Below are 16,283 nucleotides of genomic sequence, written 5' to 3' on the forward strand. Positions count from 1 at the left end.
ATTTCCCATGTCCGGACACACGCCCCTGCCTGACACGCCCATCGACCTGCCGCTGCTGCCCCTGCGCGACGTGGTCGTCTTCCCCCACATGGTGATTCCGCTGTTCGTCGGCCGCGCCAAGAGCATCAAGGCGCTGGAGCAGGCCATGGAGGGCGACCGCCGCATCATGCTGGTGGCCCAGAAGACTGCTTCCAAGGATGAGCCCCAGGTAGCCGACATGTTCGAGGTCGGCTGTATCTCGACCATCCTGCAGATGCTCAAGCTGCCCGACGGCACCGTGAAGGTGCTGGTGGAAGGCCAGCAGCGCGCGGCCGTGGCTGACGTGCTGGAGAGCGAGACCCATTTCACCGCCACGGTGCGCCCGCTTCTGCCCCAGACGCAGGAGCAAAGCGCCAGCAGCGAGACCGAGGCCCTGCGCCGCGCGGTGATGCAGCAGTTCGACCAGTACGTCAAGCTCAACAAGAAGATTCCTTCCGAGATCCTTACGTCCATTGCCAGCATCGATGACGCTGGCCGCCTGGCCGACACCATCGCCGCCCACCTGCCGCTGAAGCTGGAGAACAAGCAGTCCGTGCTGGGCCTGGGCGACGTGCGCGAGCGGCTGGAGAACCTGTTCGGGCAGCTCGAGCGCGAGGTGGACATCCTCAACGTGGACAAGCGCATCCGTGGTCGCGTCAAGCGGCAGATGGAGAAGAACCAGCGCGACTTCTACCTGAACGAGCAGGTCAAGGCCATCCAGAAGGAACTGGGCGAGGGCGACGACGGCGCGGACATCGAAGAGATCGAGAAGAAGATCAAGGCCGCCAAGATGCCCGCCGAGGCGCGCAAGAAGGCTGAGAGCGAGCTGAAAAAACTCAAGCTCATGTCGCCCATGTCCGCCGAGGCGACCGTAGTGCGCAACTACATCGACACGCTGGTGGGCCTGCCCTGGAGCAAGAAGACCAAGGTGCGCCACGACCTGGCACTGGCCGAAGAGGTGCTGAACCAAGACCACTACGGCCTGGAGAAGGTCAAGGACCGCATCCTCGAATACCTTGCCGTGCAGCAGCGCGTGGACAAGCTGAAGGCCCCCATCCTGTGCCTGGTGGGGCCTCCGGGCGTGGGCAAGACCTCGCTGGGGCAGTCGATTGCCAAGGCCACGGGGCGCAAATACGTGCGCATGGCCCTGGGGGGCATGCGCGACGAGGCGGAGATCCGCGGCCACCGCCGCACCTACATCGGCGCCATGCCGGGCAAGGTGCTGCAGAACCTGAACAAGGTCGGCACGAGGAACCCTCTGTTCCTGCTGGACGAGATCGACAAGCTGGGCACCGATTTCCGGGGCGATCCGTCCAGCGCACTGCTGGAAGTGCTGGACCCCGAGCAGAACCACAAGTTCGGCGACCACTACGTGGAGGTGGACTTCGACCTGTCGGACGTGATGTTCGTGGCCACGTCCAACTCCATGAACATCCCGCCGGCGCTGCTGGACCGCATGGAAGTCATCCGTCTGTCGGGCTACACCGAGGATGAGAAGACCAACATCGCCCTCAAATACCTGCTGCCCAAGCAGATGGACAACAACGGCGTGCAGGGCGGCGAGCTGGCGGTGACGGAGGCCGCCGTGCGCGACATCGTGCGCTACTACACCCGCGAGGCGGGCGTGCGCTCGCTGGAACGCGAGCTGTCCAAGATCTGCCGCAAGGTCGTCAAGGCCATGCAGCTCAAGCAGGCCACGGCGCCGGTGGAAGTCACGCCCGAGAACCTGCATGACTACCTGGGCGTGCGCAAGTACACCTATGGCCGCGCCGAGCACGACAACCAGGTCGGGCAGGTGGTGGGACTGGCCTGGACGGAAGTGGGCGGCGACCTGCTGACCATCGAAGTCGCCACCATGCCGGGCAAGGGCAACATCACGCGTACCGGCTCGCTGGGCGACGTGATGAAGGAATCGGTGGAGGCCGCGCGCACGGTGGTGCGCAGCCGTGCACGCCTGCTGGGCATCAAGGACGAAGCTTTCGAAAAGCGCGACCTGCACATCCACGTGCCCGACGGCGCCACCCCCAAGGACGGCCCGAGCGCGGGTGCCGCCATGACCACGGCGATCGTCTCGTCGCTCACCGGCATTCCCGTGCGGGCCGACGTGGCCATGACCGGCGAAATCACGCTGCGCGGCGAGGTCACTGCCATCGGCGGCCTGAAGGAAAAGCTGCTGGCGGCCCTGCGCGGCGGCATCAAGACGGTGCTGATCCCCGAGGAGAATGTGAAGGATCTGCAGGACATTCCGGACAACGTGAAGAGCGGCCTGGAGATCGTGCCTGTCAAGTGGATCGACAAGGTGCTGGACGTTGCGCTGGAGCGCAGCCCCGAGCCGCTGAGTGACGAGGAAGTGGCCGCCCAGGCGGCGCAGCGCGCGGCCCAGGGCGCGCATCCTGCGGTGGCGGGCGCGGCGCCGCACTGATCAGAAGAATTTGGCGCATTTGCCGGCGCATGCCGAAAAATGCGTTAAACTTCCATTCATCGACACCAAGCGTTGTACAATGTGAGGCTTCGGTAAATGCGGGAATAGCTCAGTTGGTAGAGCGCAACCTTGCCAAGGTTGAGGTCGTCGGTTCGAGCCCGATTTCCCGCTCCAGATTTCGAAAAAAAAGGGGTGCCTCGGCTCCCCTTTTTTCTAGGAAAAAGGTTTGGCGCGGTAGCAAAGCGGTTATGCGTCGGATTGCAAATCCGTTGAGGCCGGTTCGACTCCGGCCCGCGCCTCCAGCCTTCTTTTCTGTTCTCGCCTGCAATCGCAAAAAAGTTTGCGTTGTGCAAAGGGGTAGAAAAAGGGTGCTAGAATCTTTGTCTTCCCGAAATGCGGCGCGAAAGCGCAGCGCCAGGGAAGAAAAAATGCGGGAATAGCTCAGTTGGTAGAGCGCAACCTTGCCAAGGTTGAGGTCGTCGGTTCGAGCCCGATTTCCCGCTCCAGATTTCGCAAGGGAAGCCTAGGCTTCCCTTTTTTATTGCTCGCATCCAGGCCGGTGTCCTATCCGCAATGCGGTCTGGCGGCATTGCATGCAGGTGCTGGCGCGGTTACGCTGGCCCTTAGCCGGCAGGTGGTGCCGGCTAGCGCCCCGGTGGTGAAATTGGTAGACACTGCGGACTTAAAATCCGCCGCTTTCCTGAAAAGGGGCGTGCCGGTTCGACCCCGGCCCGGGGCACCAGGGAGATTTCGCATGTCAGACTACAACGCTCCTTTTGAAATTCATGTGCATGGACAGGTGCAGCTGCGTCCGGACGTGGATTTCAACCAGCTGCAGGACGCCCTGCAGCCCCTGTGGAAGTACGCTGGCGCCCGATCGCTGGCCGATGGTGCCGAGAGCGCCTACGAGGACGAGCCCGGCATCCAGTTCGACCCCAAGGAGCGCACGCTGCAGATGTGCTGGACGGTGCGCGGCGACGAGGACTTCCGCCAGTCGCTGGACGATATGTGCATGAGCCTGAACGAGCTGGCCGAGCAGGGCGCCGCCATCGAGGTGACCTTCTATGACGCCGAGTTCGACGAGGACGAAGCCGAGGACGAGGACGAGTCGCGCGACGACTTCCTGATGCTGTTCGTGGGCCCCACGCCCGCGGCCATCATGCAGGTGCAGCGCGACCTGCTGGTGCAGGACGTCGTGAACCTGATGGAGCGCCACTTCGATGGCGCCGAGCTGGGCGGCGTGGTGGGCGAGATCGACAAGCTGTTTTCCGAGCGCTTTGACGCCCTCGTCAGCTCGCTGGAGATCGGCAAGCCCCCGCGCGGCAGCGGCGGCCCGGGGGGCAGCGGCGGCCATGGCGGCGGACGGCGGCCCCGCCACCTGCACTGACAGGCAGGAACAGGCAGGCGCTTGCTACAGAAAATATAGCTGCCAGCGCATGGTGGACGGGCCCTAGGGCCCGTTTTCATTTATATGCTGGACAAGGCCGTGCAGGCCGTGGGCGGCAGGCCCAGCCAGCGCCCGGCGGCTGCCTGCAGCGCAGCAAGGGCGCCGGTGGTGAACAGCCTAGGCAGCTCCTGTCCAGACTGCGCCTCGGGTGCGAGGGCGCCGGCCGCCTCCAGCATGCGCCGTGTCTGGCGCGCCACGGCCGCGCCGGTGTCGATGAGCTGCACCTGCGGGCCCACCAGCGCGCGCAGCTGCTCGCGCGCGAAAACATAGTGGGTGCAGCCCAGTACCAGCGTGTCGATGGCCCCCGGCTCGTCGCCGAAGCAGCCCAGTGCGCCGGTGTAGCGCGCGCACAGGGCGGCGACGGTGTCGCGCGCCGCGGCAGCCGCCGGGCCTTCGGTCGTGCTGCGCTCAATGGCATGCGCCAGCCCATCGCAGGCCTGCACCGAAAACCGCAACTGGCGCCCTTCGTGCGCGCCGCGCAGGCGAGCAAAGCGCTCGCTGTGCACGGTGCCGCGCGTGGCCAGCACGCCCACATGGCCGGTGCGGGTCAGGGCGGCGGCGGGCTTGAGGGCCGGCTCCACGCCGATCACCGGCAGGCCGGGGAGGGCGGCGCGCAAGGCCTCCACCGAGGCCGCCGTCGCCGTGTTGCAGGCCACCACCAGCGCCTTGATGCTGTGGTGCCGGTGCAGCCACTGGCCGATCGCCAGGGTGCGCCGGGTGACGAAGTCATCGCCCTTTTCGCCGTAGGGTGCATGGCCACTGTCGGCCAGGTATACAAAGTGCTCGTGCGGTAGCTCTTCGCGCAGCGCCGCCAGCACGCTCAGGCCCCCGATGCCGCTGTCGAACACGCCGATGGGCCGCTGAAAGACAGGCTGGTTCATGGTGAGAGGGGACGCGGCTGACGGTGGGCTGGACAGGGGCCGCCAGTATGCCCACGTGACTGAAGCCCTGGCAGGGCTGCGACATAATCGTTTCGGAGAGCCTGCGCCCGGTCCAACAGACGGGAGCGCAGCGCGCGCCGGCCGGCGACCCCGGTGCCGGGCCGCTTCTTTTGCCAGGACAAGCCGTTCCCCACCTTTCCCGCCCAGGTTCCACGATGCCCGAATACCGTTCCAAAACCTCCACCGCCGGCCGCAACATGGCGGGCGCCCGCGCGCTGTGGCGCGCCACCGGCATGAAGGATGCCGACTTCTCCAAGCCCATCATCGCGGTGGTCAACTCGTTCACGCAGTTCGTGCCCGGCCACGTGCACCTGAAGGACCTGGGCCAGCTGGTGGCGCGCGAGATCGAGGCCGCCGGCGGCGTGGCCAAGGAGTTCAACACCATTGCCGTGGATGACGGCATCGCCATGGGCCACGACGGCATGCTGTACTCGCTGCCCAGCCGCGAGATCATTGCCGACAGCGTCGAATACATGGTGAATGCGCACTGCGCCGACGCTATGGTCTGCATCTCCAACTGCGACAAGATCACCCCCGGCATGCTGATGGCGGCGATGCGGGTCAACATCCCCGTCATCTTCATCTCGGGCGGCCCGATGGAGGCCGGCAAGGTGCAGCTGGCCGTGCCGGGCAAGGCGACCATCACCTTCACCAAGAAGCTGGACCTGGTGGACGCCATGGTCATGGCCGCCGACGAGCACGTGAGCGATGCCGATCTGGCCGAGGTCGAGCGCTCGGCCTGCCCGACCTGCGGCTCATGCTCGGGCATGTTCACCGCCAACTCCATGAACTGCCTGACCGAGGCGCTGGGCCTGTCGCTGCCGGGCAACGGCACGCTGCTGGCCACGCACGCCGACCGCGAAGAGCTGTTCAAGCGCGCCGGCCGGCGCATCGTCGAGCTGGCCCGGCAGTACTACGAACAGGACGACGAGCGCATCCTGCCGCGCTCGGTGGGCCTGGCGGCGTTCGAGAACGCCATCACGCTGGACGTCGCCATGGGCGGCTCCACCAACACCATCCTGCACTTGCTGGCCATCGCGCAGGAGGCTGAGATCCCATTCACCATGAAGGACATCGACCGCCTGTCGCTGGTCGTGCCGCAGCTGTGCAAGGTGGCGCCCAACACTGACAAGTACCACATCGAGGATGTGCACCGCGCCGGCGGCATCATGGCCATCCTGGGCGAGCTGGACCGCGCCGGCAAGCTGCACACCGACGTGCCCACGGTGCACGCCCGCACGCTGGGCGAGGCGCTGGAGCAGTGGGACATCACGCGTACGCAGGACGAGGCCGTGCGCCGTCTTTACCTGGCCGGCCCCGGCGGCATCCCCACGCAGGTGGCCTTCAGTCAGGACGCGCGGTGGCCCAGCCTGGACCTGGACCGCGAGCATGGCTGCATCCGCAGCTACGACCACGCCTACAGCAAGGAAGGCGGCCTGGCCGTGCTGCACGGCAACATCGCGCTGGACGGCTGCGTGGTGAAAACCGCGGGCGTCGATGAATCCATCCTGGTCTTCGAAGGCCCGGCGCACGTGGTCGAATCGCAGGACGCGGCCGTCGAGCACATCCTGGAAGGCCAGGTGCAGCCCGGCGACGTGGTCGTCATCCGCTACGAAGGCCCCAAGGGCGGCCCCGGCATGCAGGAGATGCTCTACCCGACCAGCTACCTGAAGTCCAAGGGCCTGGGCAAGGCCTGCGCGCTGCTGACCGACGGGCGCTTTTCCGGCGGCACCTCGGGCCTGTCCATCGGCCACGCCTCGCCCGAAGCGGCGGCCGGCGGCGCCATCGGCCTGGTGAGGAATGGCGACCGCATCCGCATCGACATCCCGGGCCGCACCATCGATGTGCTGGTCGATGACGAGGAGCTGGCCCGCCGCCGCGCCGAGCAGGACGCAAAAGGCTGGAAGCCGGCCGAGCCGCGCCCGCGCAAGGTCTCGGCGGCGCTCAAGGCCTACGCCAAGCTGGTCACCAGTGCCGACAAGGGCGCCGTGCGCGACCTGTCGCTGCTCGATTGAGCGCCGCACGCGTCGCCCTGGTCACGGGCTCCACTTCGGGCATTGGCGAGGCCGTCGCGCGCCGCCTGGCGCGAGAAGGCTACGCAGTCGTCGTGCATTCCCGAAGCTCGGCGCAGGCCGGCCAGGCGCTGGCGGCCGAGCTGGGCCGCGCCGTATATGTCCAGGCCGACCTCGCACTGGACGCCGACCGGGTGCGCCTGGTGCGCGAGGCCGTGGGCGCCTGGGGCCGGCTGGATGTGCTGGTGAACAACGCCGGCATCAGCCGCGTGGTGCCGCACGACGACCTTCTCTCGGCGACGCCAGAGATCTGGCAGGAGCTGCATGAGGTGAACGTGATCGCTCCATTCCGTCTGGTGGCCGAGGCGCGCGCGGCGCTTGAGGCGGCAGCTGTTGACGGCCGCCCGGGTTGCGTCATCAATATCAGCTCGCATGCCGGCGTGCGGCCCAAAGGCGCATCTATCCCCTATGCAGTATCCAAGGCGGCGCTCAACCACATGACCCGGCTGCTGGCGCTATCGCTGGCGCCGCGCATCCGGGTCAACGCCGTGGCTCCCGGCCTCGTCGATACGCCGCTCACAGCCGACTGGACGCAGGCGCAGGCCCTGTGGCGCGAACGCGCACCCATGCGTCGCGCGGCCCAGCCCGATGACATCGCCCAGACTGTGTCTTTGCTGGCCGCCAGCGACTACCTGACGGGAGAGGTCTTGGCGCTGGACGGCGGCTTGAATCTCACCTGATCTATTTGCAGACCATGACCGATTTGCACCAGCGCATCGCCTCCAGCTTTAAGGCCCAGGGCCTGATGGCCACGCTGGGTGCCCGCCTGGCGCTGGTGCAGGACGGCGAGGTGCGCATCGAACTGCCCTTCAGTGCCGCTTTGTCCCAGCAGCACGGCTACGTGCACGCCGGCGCCATCACCAGCGTGGTGGACAGCGCCTGCGGCTATGCGGCGCTGACGCGCGGCCCGGCCGGCTGCGAGGTGGTCACGGCCGAGTTCAAGACCAACTTTGTGCGCCCGGCCATTGGCGAGCGCTTCATCGCCGTGGGCCGGGTGGTCAACGCCGGGCGGCAGCTGGCGGTGGTGACGGGCGAGGTGCTGGCGCACACCGCCGACGGCGCCGAGCCCAAGCTGGTGGCGCTGATGCAGGCCACCATGGTGTACGTGCAGCCGCGCTGACGCGGCCGCGCACGCACGCCGTCTGGCGACCCACGCGATGGCGCGCGACGTCACTTGGCCGGACAGCGCCGGGCGCGCTACGCACCTGCGCGTGCTGGTGGCCGGCATTGCCTCGCTGGTGCTGACCGTGGGCCTGGCGCGCTTTGCCTACACGCCGCTGCTGCCCGTCATGCGCGAGCAGGCGGGGCTGTCGTACCTGGCCGGCGGCTGGCTGGCGGCGTTCAACTACGCGGGCTACATCGCCGGCGCGCTGCTGGCTGCGGTGACGGGCGACCTGCAGCGCAAGTTCCGCTACTACCGCTGGGGCCTGGTGGTGGCGGTGGCCAGCACCGCCGCCATGGGGTTGACGGACCACCTCGCCGTGTGGGCGCTGCTGCGCTTCGTGGCGGGCATGTCCAGCACGGCGGGCATGCTGCTGGCTTCGGGGCTGGTGCTGAACTGGCTGATGCGCGAGCACCACCGGCCGGTGCTGGGCCTGCATTTCACCGGCCTGGGCATCGCGGTGAGCGGCGTGGGCGCCAGCGCAGTCGCCGCGCTGCCCTGGTCCGGCCAGTGGCTGGCCCTGGGCGCACTGGGGCTGGTGTTCTTCGTGCCGGCCTGGTGCTGGATGCCTGCGCCCGCTGCCATGCAGGGTGCAGGTGCAGGGCTGCCGGTCGATGAGCCGCCGCCCTCCCGCCGCTGGCACGCGCTGCTGCTGGCGGCGTATTTCTGCGCGGGGTTCGGCTACGTGGTCAGCGCCACCTTCATTGTGGACATCGTCGAGAAGATGCCGGTCATGGCGGGCCAGGGCGCGCTGGTGTGGGTCGTCGTCGGCGTGGCGGCCGTGCCGTCCAGCCTGCTGTGGGACCGCATCGCAGCGGCGCTGGGGCAGGTGCAGGCGCTGCTGCTGGCCTACGGGCTGCAGATCGTATCCATCGCACTGCCGCTGCTCAGCAGCGCGCCGCTGTGGAACCTGGCCAGCGCCGTGCTGTATGGCGGCACCTTCGCCGGCATCGTCAGCCTGACGCTGGCGCTGGTGGGGCGGCGTTTCCCGGGCAATCCGTCCAAGGCCATGGCGCGCCTGACGCTCAGCTACGGCGCGGCGCAGGTCATCGCCCCGGCCATGACGGGCGCCATCGCCGCGGCCACGGGCAGCTACGCCGGTGCGCTGCTGGCCACCGCGGGCGTCATGGTGCTGGGCATGGGTCTGCTGCTGGCGCTGCGCCGGGCCGAGCGCAGCGCCTGAAGGCGCCGGGCCGGCGCGCCGCTGCCGGCCAGCCAGTCAGTGCGCACCCGGCCGCCCGCCCTGCGGCGCGATGCGCCCGAAGCGGCCGCTGTGCAGGTCGTCGATGGCCTGCTCGATCTCGGCGCGGGTGTTCATCACGAAAGGGCCGTAGCCCACCACCGGCTCGTCGATGGGCTCGCCCGACAGCCACAGCAACGTGGCGTCGCCGCCCTCCAGCGCCTGGACCGGCAACTCGTCGCCCTCGCGGCCCAGCTGCACCAGCTGGCCGGCGCTGGCCGTGTGCCCGTCCACCTGCACGCTGCCGTGCAGCACCACCAGCGCCAGCGTGTGGCCGGCGGTGGCAGGCAGCAGGGCCGCTTTGCCGGCGGCCAGGCGCACATCCCATACCTGCATGGGCGTGAAGGTGCGCGCCGGCCCGGCGTGGCCGCCATAGTCGCCGGCGATGACGCGCAAGCGGCCGGCGCCGCCCGGCAGCTGGACCGCCGGGATGTCCTTGTCCAGCAGCGTCTGGTAGCCGGGCGCGGCCTGCTTGTCCCGGGCCGGCAGGTTGACCCACAGCTGCACCATCTCCAGCGGCCCGCCGCGTGCGGTAAAGGCTTCGGAGTGGAACTCCTCGTGCAGGATGCCCGAGGCGGCCGTCATCCACTGCACGTCGCCCGGACCGATGGTGCCGCCGGCGCCGGTGGAGTCGCGGTGCGCCACTTCGCCCTCATAGACGAGGGTCACCGTCTCGAAGCCCCGGTGCGGATGCACACCCACGCCGCGCGGCTGCGCAGCCGGCGCGAAGTGGTGCGGGCCGGCGTGGTCCAGCAGCAGAAAGGGCGACAGGGCGCGGCCATGGTCGCCGTAGCTGAACAGCGAGCGCACGGGAAAGCCATCGCCCACCCAGTGGTGGGGCGGGGCGCTGTGGATGGACTGGACGGATCGCAGCATGGGCAGGGGCTCCGGGGTGGCGCAGGCGGGGCCTGCCGTTGGACATGCTGCACAGGTGAGGCCGAAAAGCCCGCCGGGTAGGGGCTGCCGGCCGGTTTCAGCGTTGCACGGGTGGGACGATGCCCGGCGCCGCGAATTCAAAAAAGTGAGCTGCCCGCGCTTGCCTGGCGGGCGCTGCAGGCCGTTTCAGCTCGGATTTCCGCCGCCGCCCATCTGGCTTTGAAGGTAGTTCTGCAGGCCCACCTGCTCGATCAGCGACAGCTGCTTTTCCAGCCAGTAGGCGTGGTCTTCCTCGGTGTCGCGCAGCTGGGCCAGCAGCAGGTCGCGCGTGACGTAGTCGCGGTGGCGCTCGCACAGGGCCATGGCGCCCTGCAGGTTGGTGCGCACGCGGTATTCGGTCTCCAAGTCGATGCGCAGCATCTGCGGCACCGACTCGCCGGGCGTGAACGCATCGGGCCGCATGTCCGGGCGGCCCTCCAGCATCAGGATGCGGCGCAGGATGGCATCGGCGTGCTGCGTCTCCTCCTGCATCTCGTGGTCGATGCGCGCGTACAGGCGGGCAAAGCCCTGGTCCTCGTACTGGCGCGAGTGGATGAAGTACTGGTCGCGCGCGGCCAGCTCGCCGCGCAGCAGCGCGTTCAGGCAATCGATGATTTCGGGATGGCCTTGCATGGGGTTGCCTTGTTGTTGTGGGGTGATCGTGCGGGAGCGGGCAGTATCGCCGCGCGCGGGCGCCGGCGGCAATGGGCTGGGCGACAATGCATTCCATCATGCTGATGTACCCCCAGATCGACCCCGTGGCCCTGCAGATCGGGCCGCTGGCCATCCACTGGTATGGCCTGACCTACCTGGCGGCCTTTGGCCTGTTCATGTTCCTGGGCACGCGCCGCCTGCGCCATGTGCCCTACGCGCAGCAGGGCTGGACCCGCAAGGACGTGGAGGACATCCTGTTCCTGGGCGTGCTGGGCGTGGTGGTGGGCGGGCGGCTGGGCTACTGCCTGTTCTACAAGCCGGGCCACTACCTGACGCACCCGCTGGAGATCTTCGCCATCTGGCAGGGCGGCATGAGCTTTCACGGTGGCCTGCTGGGCGTGATCGGCGCCATGGTCTGGTTTGCGCACTCGCGCCGCCGGCCCTGGCTGGAGGTGGCCGACTTCGTCGCCCCCTGCGTGCCTACGGGCCTGGCGGCCGGGCGCATCGGCAACTTCATCAACGGCGAGCTGTGGGGGCGCTTTGCGCCGCCCGATCTGCCCTGGGGCATGGTGTTTCCGCAAAGCGGCTCCATGCTGGCGCGCCATCCGTCGCAGATCTACCAGTTTTTGCTCGAAGGGTTGCTGCTGTTCACCCTGCTGTGGCTGTACGCCCGCCGGCCGAGAAAGCGCGGCGAGGTGGCCGGCGCCTTCCTGGTGGGCTACGGCGTGCTGCGCTTTGCCGCCGAGTATTTCCGCGAGCCCGACAGCTTCCTGGGCCTGCTGGGCCTGGGCCTGTCGATGGGCCAGTGGCTGTGCGTGCCCATGGTGGTTGCCGGCGTGGCCCTGTGGCTGGGCGCGCAGCGCCAGCCTCGGCCCGTGCTTGCATAGGCAAATCAGCCTCCAGACCTTGCGGGGACAGCGCAGGCAGCTATGATTTTTGATGGCTGCCCTGCCGCCTGCCCACTTTCCAACCCTTGAAGGAACGATGACCACGCCCCCCCCTGACTCTTCCCCTTCGTCCTCCTCCTGGATCTCGCGCAAAGTCGGCAGCCTGCGGGCCGACAAGGCCGACAAGGCCGACAAGGCCGACAAGCCCACGCCGCCCGAGCGCAGCACGCACGAGCGGCTGGAGGCCACGCTGCGCCGCAGCGGCGAGGCGCTGGCCCCGCGGGTGCTGCGCCGGGTGCTGACGGACCTGCAGGCGGTGGTGGCACCGCGGGTCAGCGAGATCGAGGGCGGCCGCCGCGCCCAGGCGGTGGCCGACTGGTACGCCGCCGCCGCGCCCGAAGAGCGGCGCGACCTGTGGCTGCTGATGTGCGAGCAGTTCGCAGCCGACGCCGCGCACGTGCAAACGGCCCAGCAGCGCTACAGCGACGCCGCCGGCACGCAGGACGCGCCCCAGGCCGAGGCCCACCTGCGCCGCGCCCTGGTCTCGCCGCGCACGCGCCTGCTGCAGCGTTTTGCCGTGTTTCCGCAGGGCATGCGCTTTCTGGTGGACCTGCGCGCCGAGCTGCTGCCGCAGCTCAAAGCCGACCGCCGCCTGCTGCCGCTGGACGCGGAGCTGGAGCAGCTGTTTTCCACCTGGTTCGACGTGGCCTTCCTGCAGCTTCGGCGCCTGTCGTGGGACTCGCCGGCGTCGCTTCTGGAAAAGCTCATCAAGTACGAGGCGGTGCACGACATCAAGAGCTGGGCCGACCTGAAGAACCGGCTGGACAGCGACCGGCGCTGCTACGGCTTCTTTCACCCGCGGCTGCCCGATGAGCCGCTGATCTTCGTGGAGGTGGCGCTGGTGGACTCCCTGTCCGACAGCGTCACCCCGCTGCTGGACGAAGACGCCGCGCCGGCCGACCTCAAGCGCGCCACCACCGCCATCTTCTACTCCATCAGCAACACCCAGGTGGGCCTGCGCGGCGTGAGCTTTGGCGACTCGCTCATCAAGCACGTGGTGGAGACGCTGACCGAGGAATTCCCCCGCCTGCGCACTTTCGCCACGCTCTCGCCCATCCCTGGCTTTCGCGCCTGGCTTGCCAAGCAGGGCGCGGCGCAGCTGGCCCAGCTGCCACCCAAGGAGCGCGCCGAGCTGGCCCGCGCGCTGCAGCTCGAGGGCGAGCCCGAGATCGCCCAGGTGATCGCCGCCGCGGCCGACGGCGGGCTGCAATGGCCGCCGAAGTCGCCGGTGCGCCAGTTCGTCACCCGCTGCGCCGCCCGCTACCTGGCGCGCGAGACCAAGGACGGCCGGCCGCTGGACGCGGTGGCGCGCTTTCACCTGGGCAACGGCGCGCGCGTGGAGCGGCTGAACTGGGCCGGCGATCCGTCGGCCAAGGGGGTGAAGCAGTCCTTTGGCCTGATGGTCAACTATCTGTATGACCTGAAACGCCTGGACCGCCACCGCGCCCAGCTGGCCGAGGGGCGCATCCCCGCCTCCAGCGAGATCGACGGCCTGTGCAAGGGCTGAACGCCATGGCGGAAGGCGCGCGCGTGGCGTCCGTCACGGCGCAGCACGAAGAGCCCGGCATCCTGCGCGTGCTGCTGCGCCACGATGGCCGGCTGAACGCCATGACGCGCGCCATGTGGCGCCAGCTGCGGGCGGTGTTCGAAGACGCGCAATCGCGCGCCGACCTGCGCTGCGTGCTGATCGAGGGCGAGGCCGGGGCGTTCTGCGCCGGCGGCGACATCTCCGAATACCCCGATTTCCGCTTCGACGCGCAGCAGCTGCGCGACTTTCACGAGGGCGACGTCTGGGGCGGCCTGGGCGCCATGCTGGCCTGCGACGTGCCCATCGTCGCCGCCATCGCCGGCGCCTGCATGGGCGCGGGGGTGGAGATCGCCAGCTGCTGCGACGTGCGCGTCGCCGCCGCCGATGCGCGCTTTGGCGCACCCATCGCGCGCCTGGGCTTTCCCATGGCGCCGCGCGAGGCGGCTCTGGTGGCAGGTAGCGTGGGCGAGACCATCGCTCGCCAGATGCTGCTGGAGGCCGCCACCTTCGGCGCCGACGAGATGGTGCGCGCCGGTTTCTTGAGCCGCGTGGCGCCGCCGCAGGAGCTGCGCGAGCAGGCCCTGGCCAGTGCCCGGCGCATCGCCGCCCTGGCCCCGCAGGCGGCCCGCCTGAACAAGCAGACGCTGCGCGCCTGGCGCGAGTCAAAAACGGCTCCAGCGCCCGCCAGTCAAGCGCAGGTAGCTATCAAAAATATAGCGACCGACCCCTACGCCTACGCTAGCAGCGCCGAGCACCGCGAGGGCATAGGCGCCTTCCTGGCCAAGCGCAAGCCCGTTTTCTGACCCTGCTCGCTGCCATGCCGAACGCACCCCTGCCGCCCAGCCAGAACCTGTTCGCCGCCCTGCGCGCCGCCTTTGCCGCCGACCTGGACGCCGTCGCCATCGAGGCCGCCACGCCGCAGGGCGCCTGGCTGCACTACACCTGGCGCGACCTGGACTGCGCCAGCGCCCGCATGGCCAACCTGCTGGATTCGCTGCAGCTGCCCGCCGGCAGCCGCATCGCCGTGCAGGTCGAAAAATCCGTCGAGGCGCTGATCCTGTACTTGGCCACGCTGCGCGCCGGCCATGTGTATCTGCCGCTGAACACCGCCTACAAGAGCGCCGAGATCGAGTATTTCATCGGCAACGGCGAGCCGGCCGTGGTGGTGTGCACGCCGGGCAACTTCGGCTGGGTCTCGCGCATCGCCTTTGCCGCCGGCACGAGCCACGTCTTCACCCTGGGCGACGACCGCAGCGGCAGCCTGCTGGAGCGCGCCGTGCACTTCGGCGACACGCACCAGCCGGCGGCGCGCGCGGCGGGCGACGTGGCCGCCATCCTCTACACCAGCGGCACCACTGGGCGCAGCAAGGGGGCCATGCTGACGCATGGCAATCTGTTGTCCAACGCGCTGATGCTCCAGGACTACTGGGGCTGGCGCACGCCCGAGGAGGGCGGCGACGTACTGATCCACGCCCTGCCCATCTTCCACGTGCATGGCCTGTTCGTGGCCATCCACGGTGCGCTGATCAACGGCAGCAAGATGATCTGGCTGCCCCGGTTCGAGCCGCGCGCCGTGGTCCAGGCCCTGCCGCGCGCCACCGTGTTCATGGGCGTGCCCACGCTGTACGTGCGCCTGCTGGCCGAAGCCGGCCTGACGCGCGAGGCGGTGCGGCACATGCGCCTGTTCATCTCCGGCTCGGCGCCGCTGCTGATCGAGACCTTCCGCCTGTGGCAAGAGCGCACCGGCCACACCATCCTGGAGCGCTACGGCATGAGCGAGACCATCATGCTGACATCCAACCCCTACCGAGCCGACGGGCGCTTCGAAGGCCGCAACGAGCGCCGCGGCGGCACCGTGGGCTTTCCGCTGCCGGGCGTGGGGCTGCGCGTGGTGGATGAGCAGGGCGCGCCGCTGCCCAGTGGCGAGACCGGCCACATCCAGGTGTGCGGGGCGGGTGTGTTCAAGGGCTACTGGCGCATGCCCGAGAAGACGGCCGAGGAATTCACGGCGGACGGGTGGTTTCGCACCGGCGACGTGGGCCTGCAGGACGCGCAGGGCTATGTCGCCATCGTCGGCCGCAGCAAGGACCTGATCATCAGCGGCGGCTACAACGTCTATCCGGCTGAGGTGGAGGCCGTCCTCAACGAGCTGCCCGGCGTGGCCGAAAGCGCCGTGGTCGGCGTGCCGCACCCGGATTTCGGCGAGGTGGGCGTGGCCGTCGTCGTGCCGCGCCCGGGCACGCAGCCGCAGGGCGAGGCCCTCCTGGATGCGTTGAAGGCCCGGCTGGCGGGCTACAAGGTGCCCAAGCGCTGCACTGTCGCCCCCGAGCTGCCGCGCAACGCCATGGGCAAGGTGCAAAAGAACCTGCTGCGCGAGCAGTACAAGGGGCTGTTCACCGCCTGAAGCGCGGGGGGCGGCCCGCTATGCTATCCAAAGCATAGCTGCCCGCGCTTGGCTGGCGGGCGCTGGAGCCCGATTTGGCTCTTAACGCAGCACCAGCACCGGGATGTGCGAGTGCGTCAGCACGTGCTGCGTCTCGCTGCCCAGCAGCAGCCGCTTGATGCCCTTGCGCCCGTGCGAGGCCATGACGATCAGGTCGCAGTCGTGCTTTTTGGCGGCAGCGATCACCGCTTCGGCGATCAGGTCGGACTTGACCACCACCGGCTTGACGGCCACCCCATCGGCCCTGGCGCGGGTCTTAATGGCGCCCACCATGGCCAGGGCCGCTTCGCTCCACTGCGCCTCCACGCGCTTGATCTCGGCCGGGTCCACCGCCGCGCCGCCCTCGAAATAGCTGCGCGGGTAGCGCGGCACCACCTTCAGGGCCACGGCCGAGGCGCCGCACAGGCGGGCCAGCTCCAGGCCGCTTTGCACAGCCTTTTCGGACAGCTCCGAGCCATCGGTGGCAATCAGGATGCGCTGGTACATGGCGGGGC

The 16,283-nt window shown here is 68.9% G+C and carries 14 protein-coding genes and 4 tRNA genes; 14 read left to right on the forward strand and 4 right to left on the reverse strand.

The window, feature by feature from the left end:
- The first annotated feature begins 7 nt into the window (after positions 1–7).
- The 6 genes from lon (at position 8) to C7H73_RS06860 (ending at position 3,827) form a co-directional block, all read left to right on the forward strand.
- On the forward strand, positions 8–2,440 hold the full coding sequence (gene lon, locus C7H73_RS06835) for an endopeptidase La (protein WP_106845962.1): 2,433 nt from the start codon (positions 8–10) through the stop codon (positions 2,438–2,440).
- A 98-nt stretch (positions 2,441–2,538) separates the two neighbouring features.
- Positions 2,539–2,614, forward strand: a tRNA-Gly gene (locus tag C7H73_RS06840).
- A 54-nt stretch (positions 2,615–2,668) separates the two neighbouring features.
- Positions 2,669–2,742, forward strand: a tRNA-Cys gene (locus C7H73_RS06845).
- A 128-nt stretch (positions 2,743–2,870) separates the two neighbouring features.
- A tRNA-Gly gene (locus C7H73_RS06850) sits at positions 2,871–2,946 on the forward strand.
- Between the two features lie 143 nt (positions 2,947–3,089).
- A tRNA-Leu gene (locus tag C7H73_RS06855) sits at positions 3,090–3,182 on the forward strand.
- A 12-nt stretch (positions 3,183–3,194) separates the two neighbouring features.
- The gene (locus C7H73_RS06860) at positions 3,195–3,827 is read left to right on the forward strand and encodes a DUF6806 family protein (protein WP_157948326.1); all 633 of its coding nucleotides are present in this window, start codon (positions 3,195–3,197) and stop codon (positions 3,825–3,827) included.
- A gap of 80 nt (positions 3,828–3,907) precedes the next feature.
- On the opposite strand, the gene murI is transcribed toward C7H73_RS06860, so the two are convergent.
- On the reverse strand, positions 3,908–4,768 hold the full coding sequence (gene murI / locus C7H73_RS06865) for a glutamate racemase (RefSeq protein WP_106845964.1): 861 nt from the start codon (positions 4,766–4,768) through the stop codon (positions 3,908–3,910).
- Positions 4,769–4,983: 215 nt separating this feature from the next.
- On the opposite strand from murI, the gene ilvD reads away from it, so the two are divergent.
- The 4 genes from ilvD to C7H73_RS06885 are packed head-to-tail and all read left to right on the forward strand — an operon-like array spanning position 4,984 to position 9,245.
- A complete protein-coding gene (gene ilvD, locus C7H73_RS06870) occupies positions 4,984–6,843 on the forward strand; it encodes a dihydroxy-acid dehydratase (protein WP_106845965.1) in 1,860 nt (619 codons plus the stop codon).
- Positions 6,840–7,580 carry an SDR family NAD(P)-dependent oxidoreductase gene (locus tag C7H73_RS06875; RefSeq protein WP_106845966.1) on the forward strand — a complete coding sequence of 247 codons (741 nt, stop codon included), beginning with the start codon at positions 6,840–6,842 and terminating at the stop codon, positions 7,578–7,580. The genes ilvD and C7H73_RS06875 overlap by 4 nt, the downstream gene beginning before the upstream one ends.
- A 14-nt stretch (positions 7,581–7,594) precedes the next feature.
- Positions 7,595–8,020, forward strand: coding sequence for a PaaI family thioesterase (locus tag C7H73_RS06880; RefSeq protein WP_106845967.1), 426 nt, complete (start codon positions 7,595–7,597; stop codon positions 8,018–8,020).
- 37 nt (positions 8,021–8,057) lie between these two features.
- Entirely contained in the window at positions 8,058–9,245 is a 1,188-nt protein-coding gene (locus C7H73_RS06885; RefSeq protein ID WP_106845968.1) for a YbfB/YjiJ family MFS transporter, read from the forward strand.
- Between the two features lie 36 nt (positions 9,246–9,281).
- On the opposite strand, the gene C7H73_RS06890 is transcribed toward C7H73_RS06885, so the two are convergent.
- Both C7H73_RS06890 and bfr read right to left on the reverse strand, forming a co-directional pair.
- The gene (locus C7H73_RS06890; protein WP_106845969.1) at positions 9,282–10,178 is read right to left on the reverse strand and encodes a pirin family protein; all 897 of its coding nucleotides are present in this window, start codon (positions 10,176–10,178) and stop codon (positions 9,282–9,284) included.
- Between the two features lie 186 nt (positions 10,179–10,364).
- Positions 10,365–10,850: a bacterioferritin gene (bfr, locus tag C7H73_RS06895; protein WP_106845970.1), complete on the reverse strand. Its 486-nt coding sequence runs from the start codon at positions 10,848–10,850 to the stop codon at positions 10,365–10,367.
- Between the two features lie 98 nt (positions 10,851–10,948).
- Between bfr and lgt the strand changes: the two genes are divergently transcribed.
- The 4 genes from lgt (at position 10,949) to C7H73_RS06915 (ending at position 15,750) form a co-directional block, all read left to right on the forward strand.
- Positions 10,949–11,758, forward strand: coding sequence for a prolipoprotein diacylglyceryl transferase (lgt, locus tag C7H73_RS06900; RefSeq protein WP_106847570.1), 810 nt, complete (start codon positions 10,949–10,951; stop codon positions 11,756–11,758).
- Between the two features lie 97 nt (positions 11,759–11,855).
- Positions 11,856–13,325 carry a malonyl-CoA decarboxylase gene (locus tag C7H73_RS06905; RefSeq protein ID WP_106845971.1) on the forward strand — a complete coding sequence of 490 codons (1,470 nt, stop codon included), beginning with the start codon at positions 11,856–11,858 and terminating at the stop codon, positions 13,323–13,325.
- Between the two features lie 5 nt (positions 13,326–13,330).
- Positions 13,331–14,149: an enoyl-CoA hydratase/isomerase family protein gene (locus C7H73_RS06910; protein WP_106847571.1), complete on the forward strand. Its 819-nt coding sequence runs from the start codon at positions 13,331–13,333 to the stop codon at positions 14,147–14,149.
- Between the two features lie 14 nt (positions 14,150–14,163).
- Positions 14,164–15,750 carry a malonate--CoA ligase gene (locus C7H73_RS06915; RefSeq protein ID WP_106845972.1) on the forward strand — a complete coding sequence of 529 codons (1,587 nt, stop codon included), beginning with the start codon at positions 14,164–14,166 and terminating at the stop codon, positions 15,748–15,750.
- 81 nt (positions 15,751–15,831) lie between these two features.
- Here the strand turns inward: C7H73_RS06915 and C7H73_RS06920 are convergent, their stop codons facing one another.
- Positions 15,832–16,275, reverse strand: a complete 444-nt coding sequence (locus tag C7H73_RS06920; protein WP_106845973.1) for a universal stress protein — start codon at positions 16,273–16,275, stop codon at positions 15,832–15,834.
- Between the last annotated feature and the right edge of the window lie 8 nt (positions 16,276–16,283).

The sequence above is a fragment of the Pulveribacter suum genome (assembly GCF_003013695.1).
Taxonomy (GTDB): domain Bacteria; phylum Pseudomonadota; class Gammaproteobacteria; order Burkholderiales; family Burkholderiaceae_C; genus Melaminivora; species Melaminivora suum.

Excerpts from the sequence above, each read along its gene's own strand:
- lon (WP_106845962.1), top strand. The coding sequence starts at position 8 with ATGTCCGGACACACGCCCCTGCCTGACACGCCCATCGACCTGCCGCTG.
- C7H73_RS06860 (WP_157948326.1), top strand. The coding sequence starts at position 3,195 with ATGTCAGACTACAACGCTCCTTTTGAAATTCATGTGCATGGACAGGTG.
- murI (WP_106845964.1), bottom strand. The coding sequence starts at position 4,768 with ATGAACCAGCCTGTCTTTCAGCGGCCCATCGGCGTGTTCGACAGCGGC.
- ilvD (WP_106845965.1), top strand. The coding sequence starts at position 4,984 with ATGCCCGAATACCGTTCCAAAACCTCCACCGCCGGCCGCAACATGGCG.
- C7H73_RS06880 (WP_106845967.1), top strand. The coding sequence starts at position 7,595 with ATGACCGATTTGCACCAGCGCATCGCCTCCAGCTTTAAGGCCCAGGGC.
- C7H73_RS06885 (WP_106845968.1), top strand. The coding sequence starts at position 8,058 with ATGGCGCGCGACGTCACTTGGCCGGACAGCGCCGGGCGCGCTACGCAC.
- C7H73_RS06890 (WP_106845969.1), bottom strand. The coding sequence starts at position 10,178 with ATGCTGCGATCCGTCCAGTCCATCCACAGCGCCCCGCCCCACCACTGG.
- bfr (WP_106845970.1), bottom strand. The coding sequence starts at position 10,850 with ATGCAAGGCCATCCCGAAATCATCGATTGCCTGAACGCGCTGCTGCGC.
- lgt (WP_106847570.1), top strand. The coding sequence starts at position 10,949 with ATGCTGATGTACCCCCAGATCGACCCCGTGGCCCTGCAGATCGGGCCG.
- C7H73_RS06905 (WP_106845971.1), top strand. The coding sequence starts at position 11,856 with ATGACCACGCCCCCCCCTGACTCTTCCCCTTCGTCCTCCTCCTGGATC.
- C7H73_RS06910 (WP_106847571.1), top strand. The coding sequence starts at position 13,331 with ATGGCGGAAGGCGCGCGCGTGGCGTCCGTCACGGCGCAGCACGAAGAG.
- C7H73_RS06915 (WP_106845972.1), top strand. The coding sequence starts at position 14,164 with ATGCCGAACGCACCCCTGCCGCCCAGCCAGAACCTGTTCGCCGCCCTG.
- C7H73_RS06920 (WP_106845973.1), bottom strand. The coding sequence starts at position 16,275 with ATGTACCAGCGCATCCTGATTGCCACCGATGGCTCGGAGCTGTCCGAA.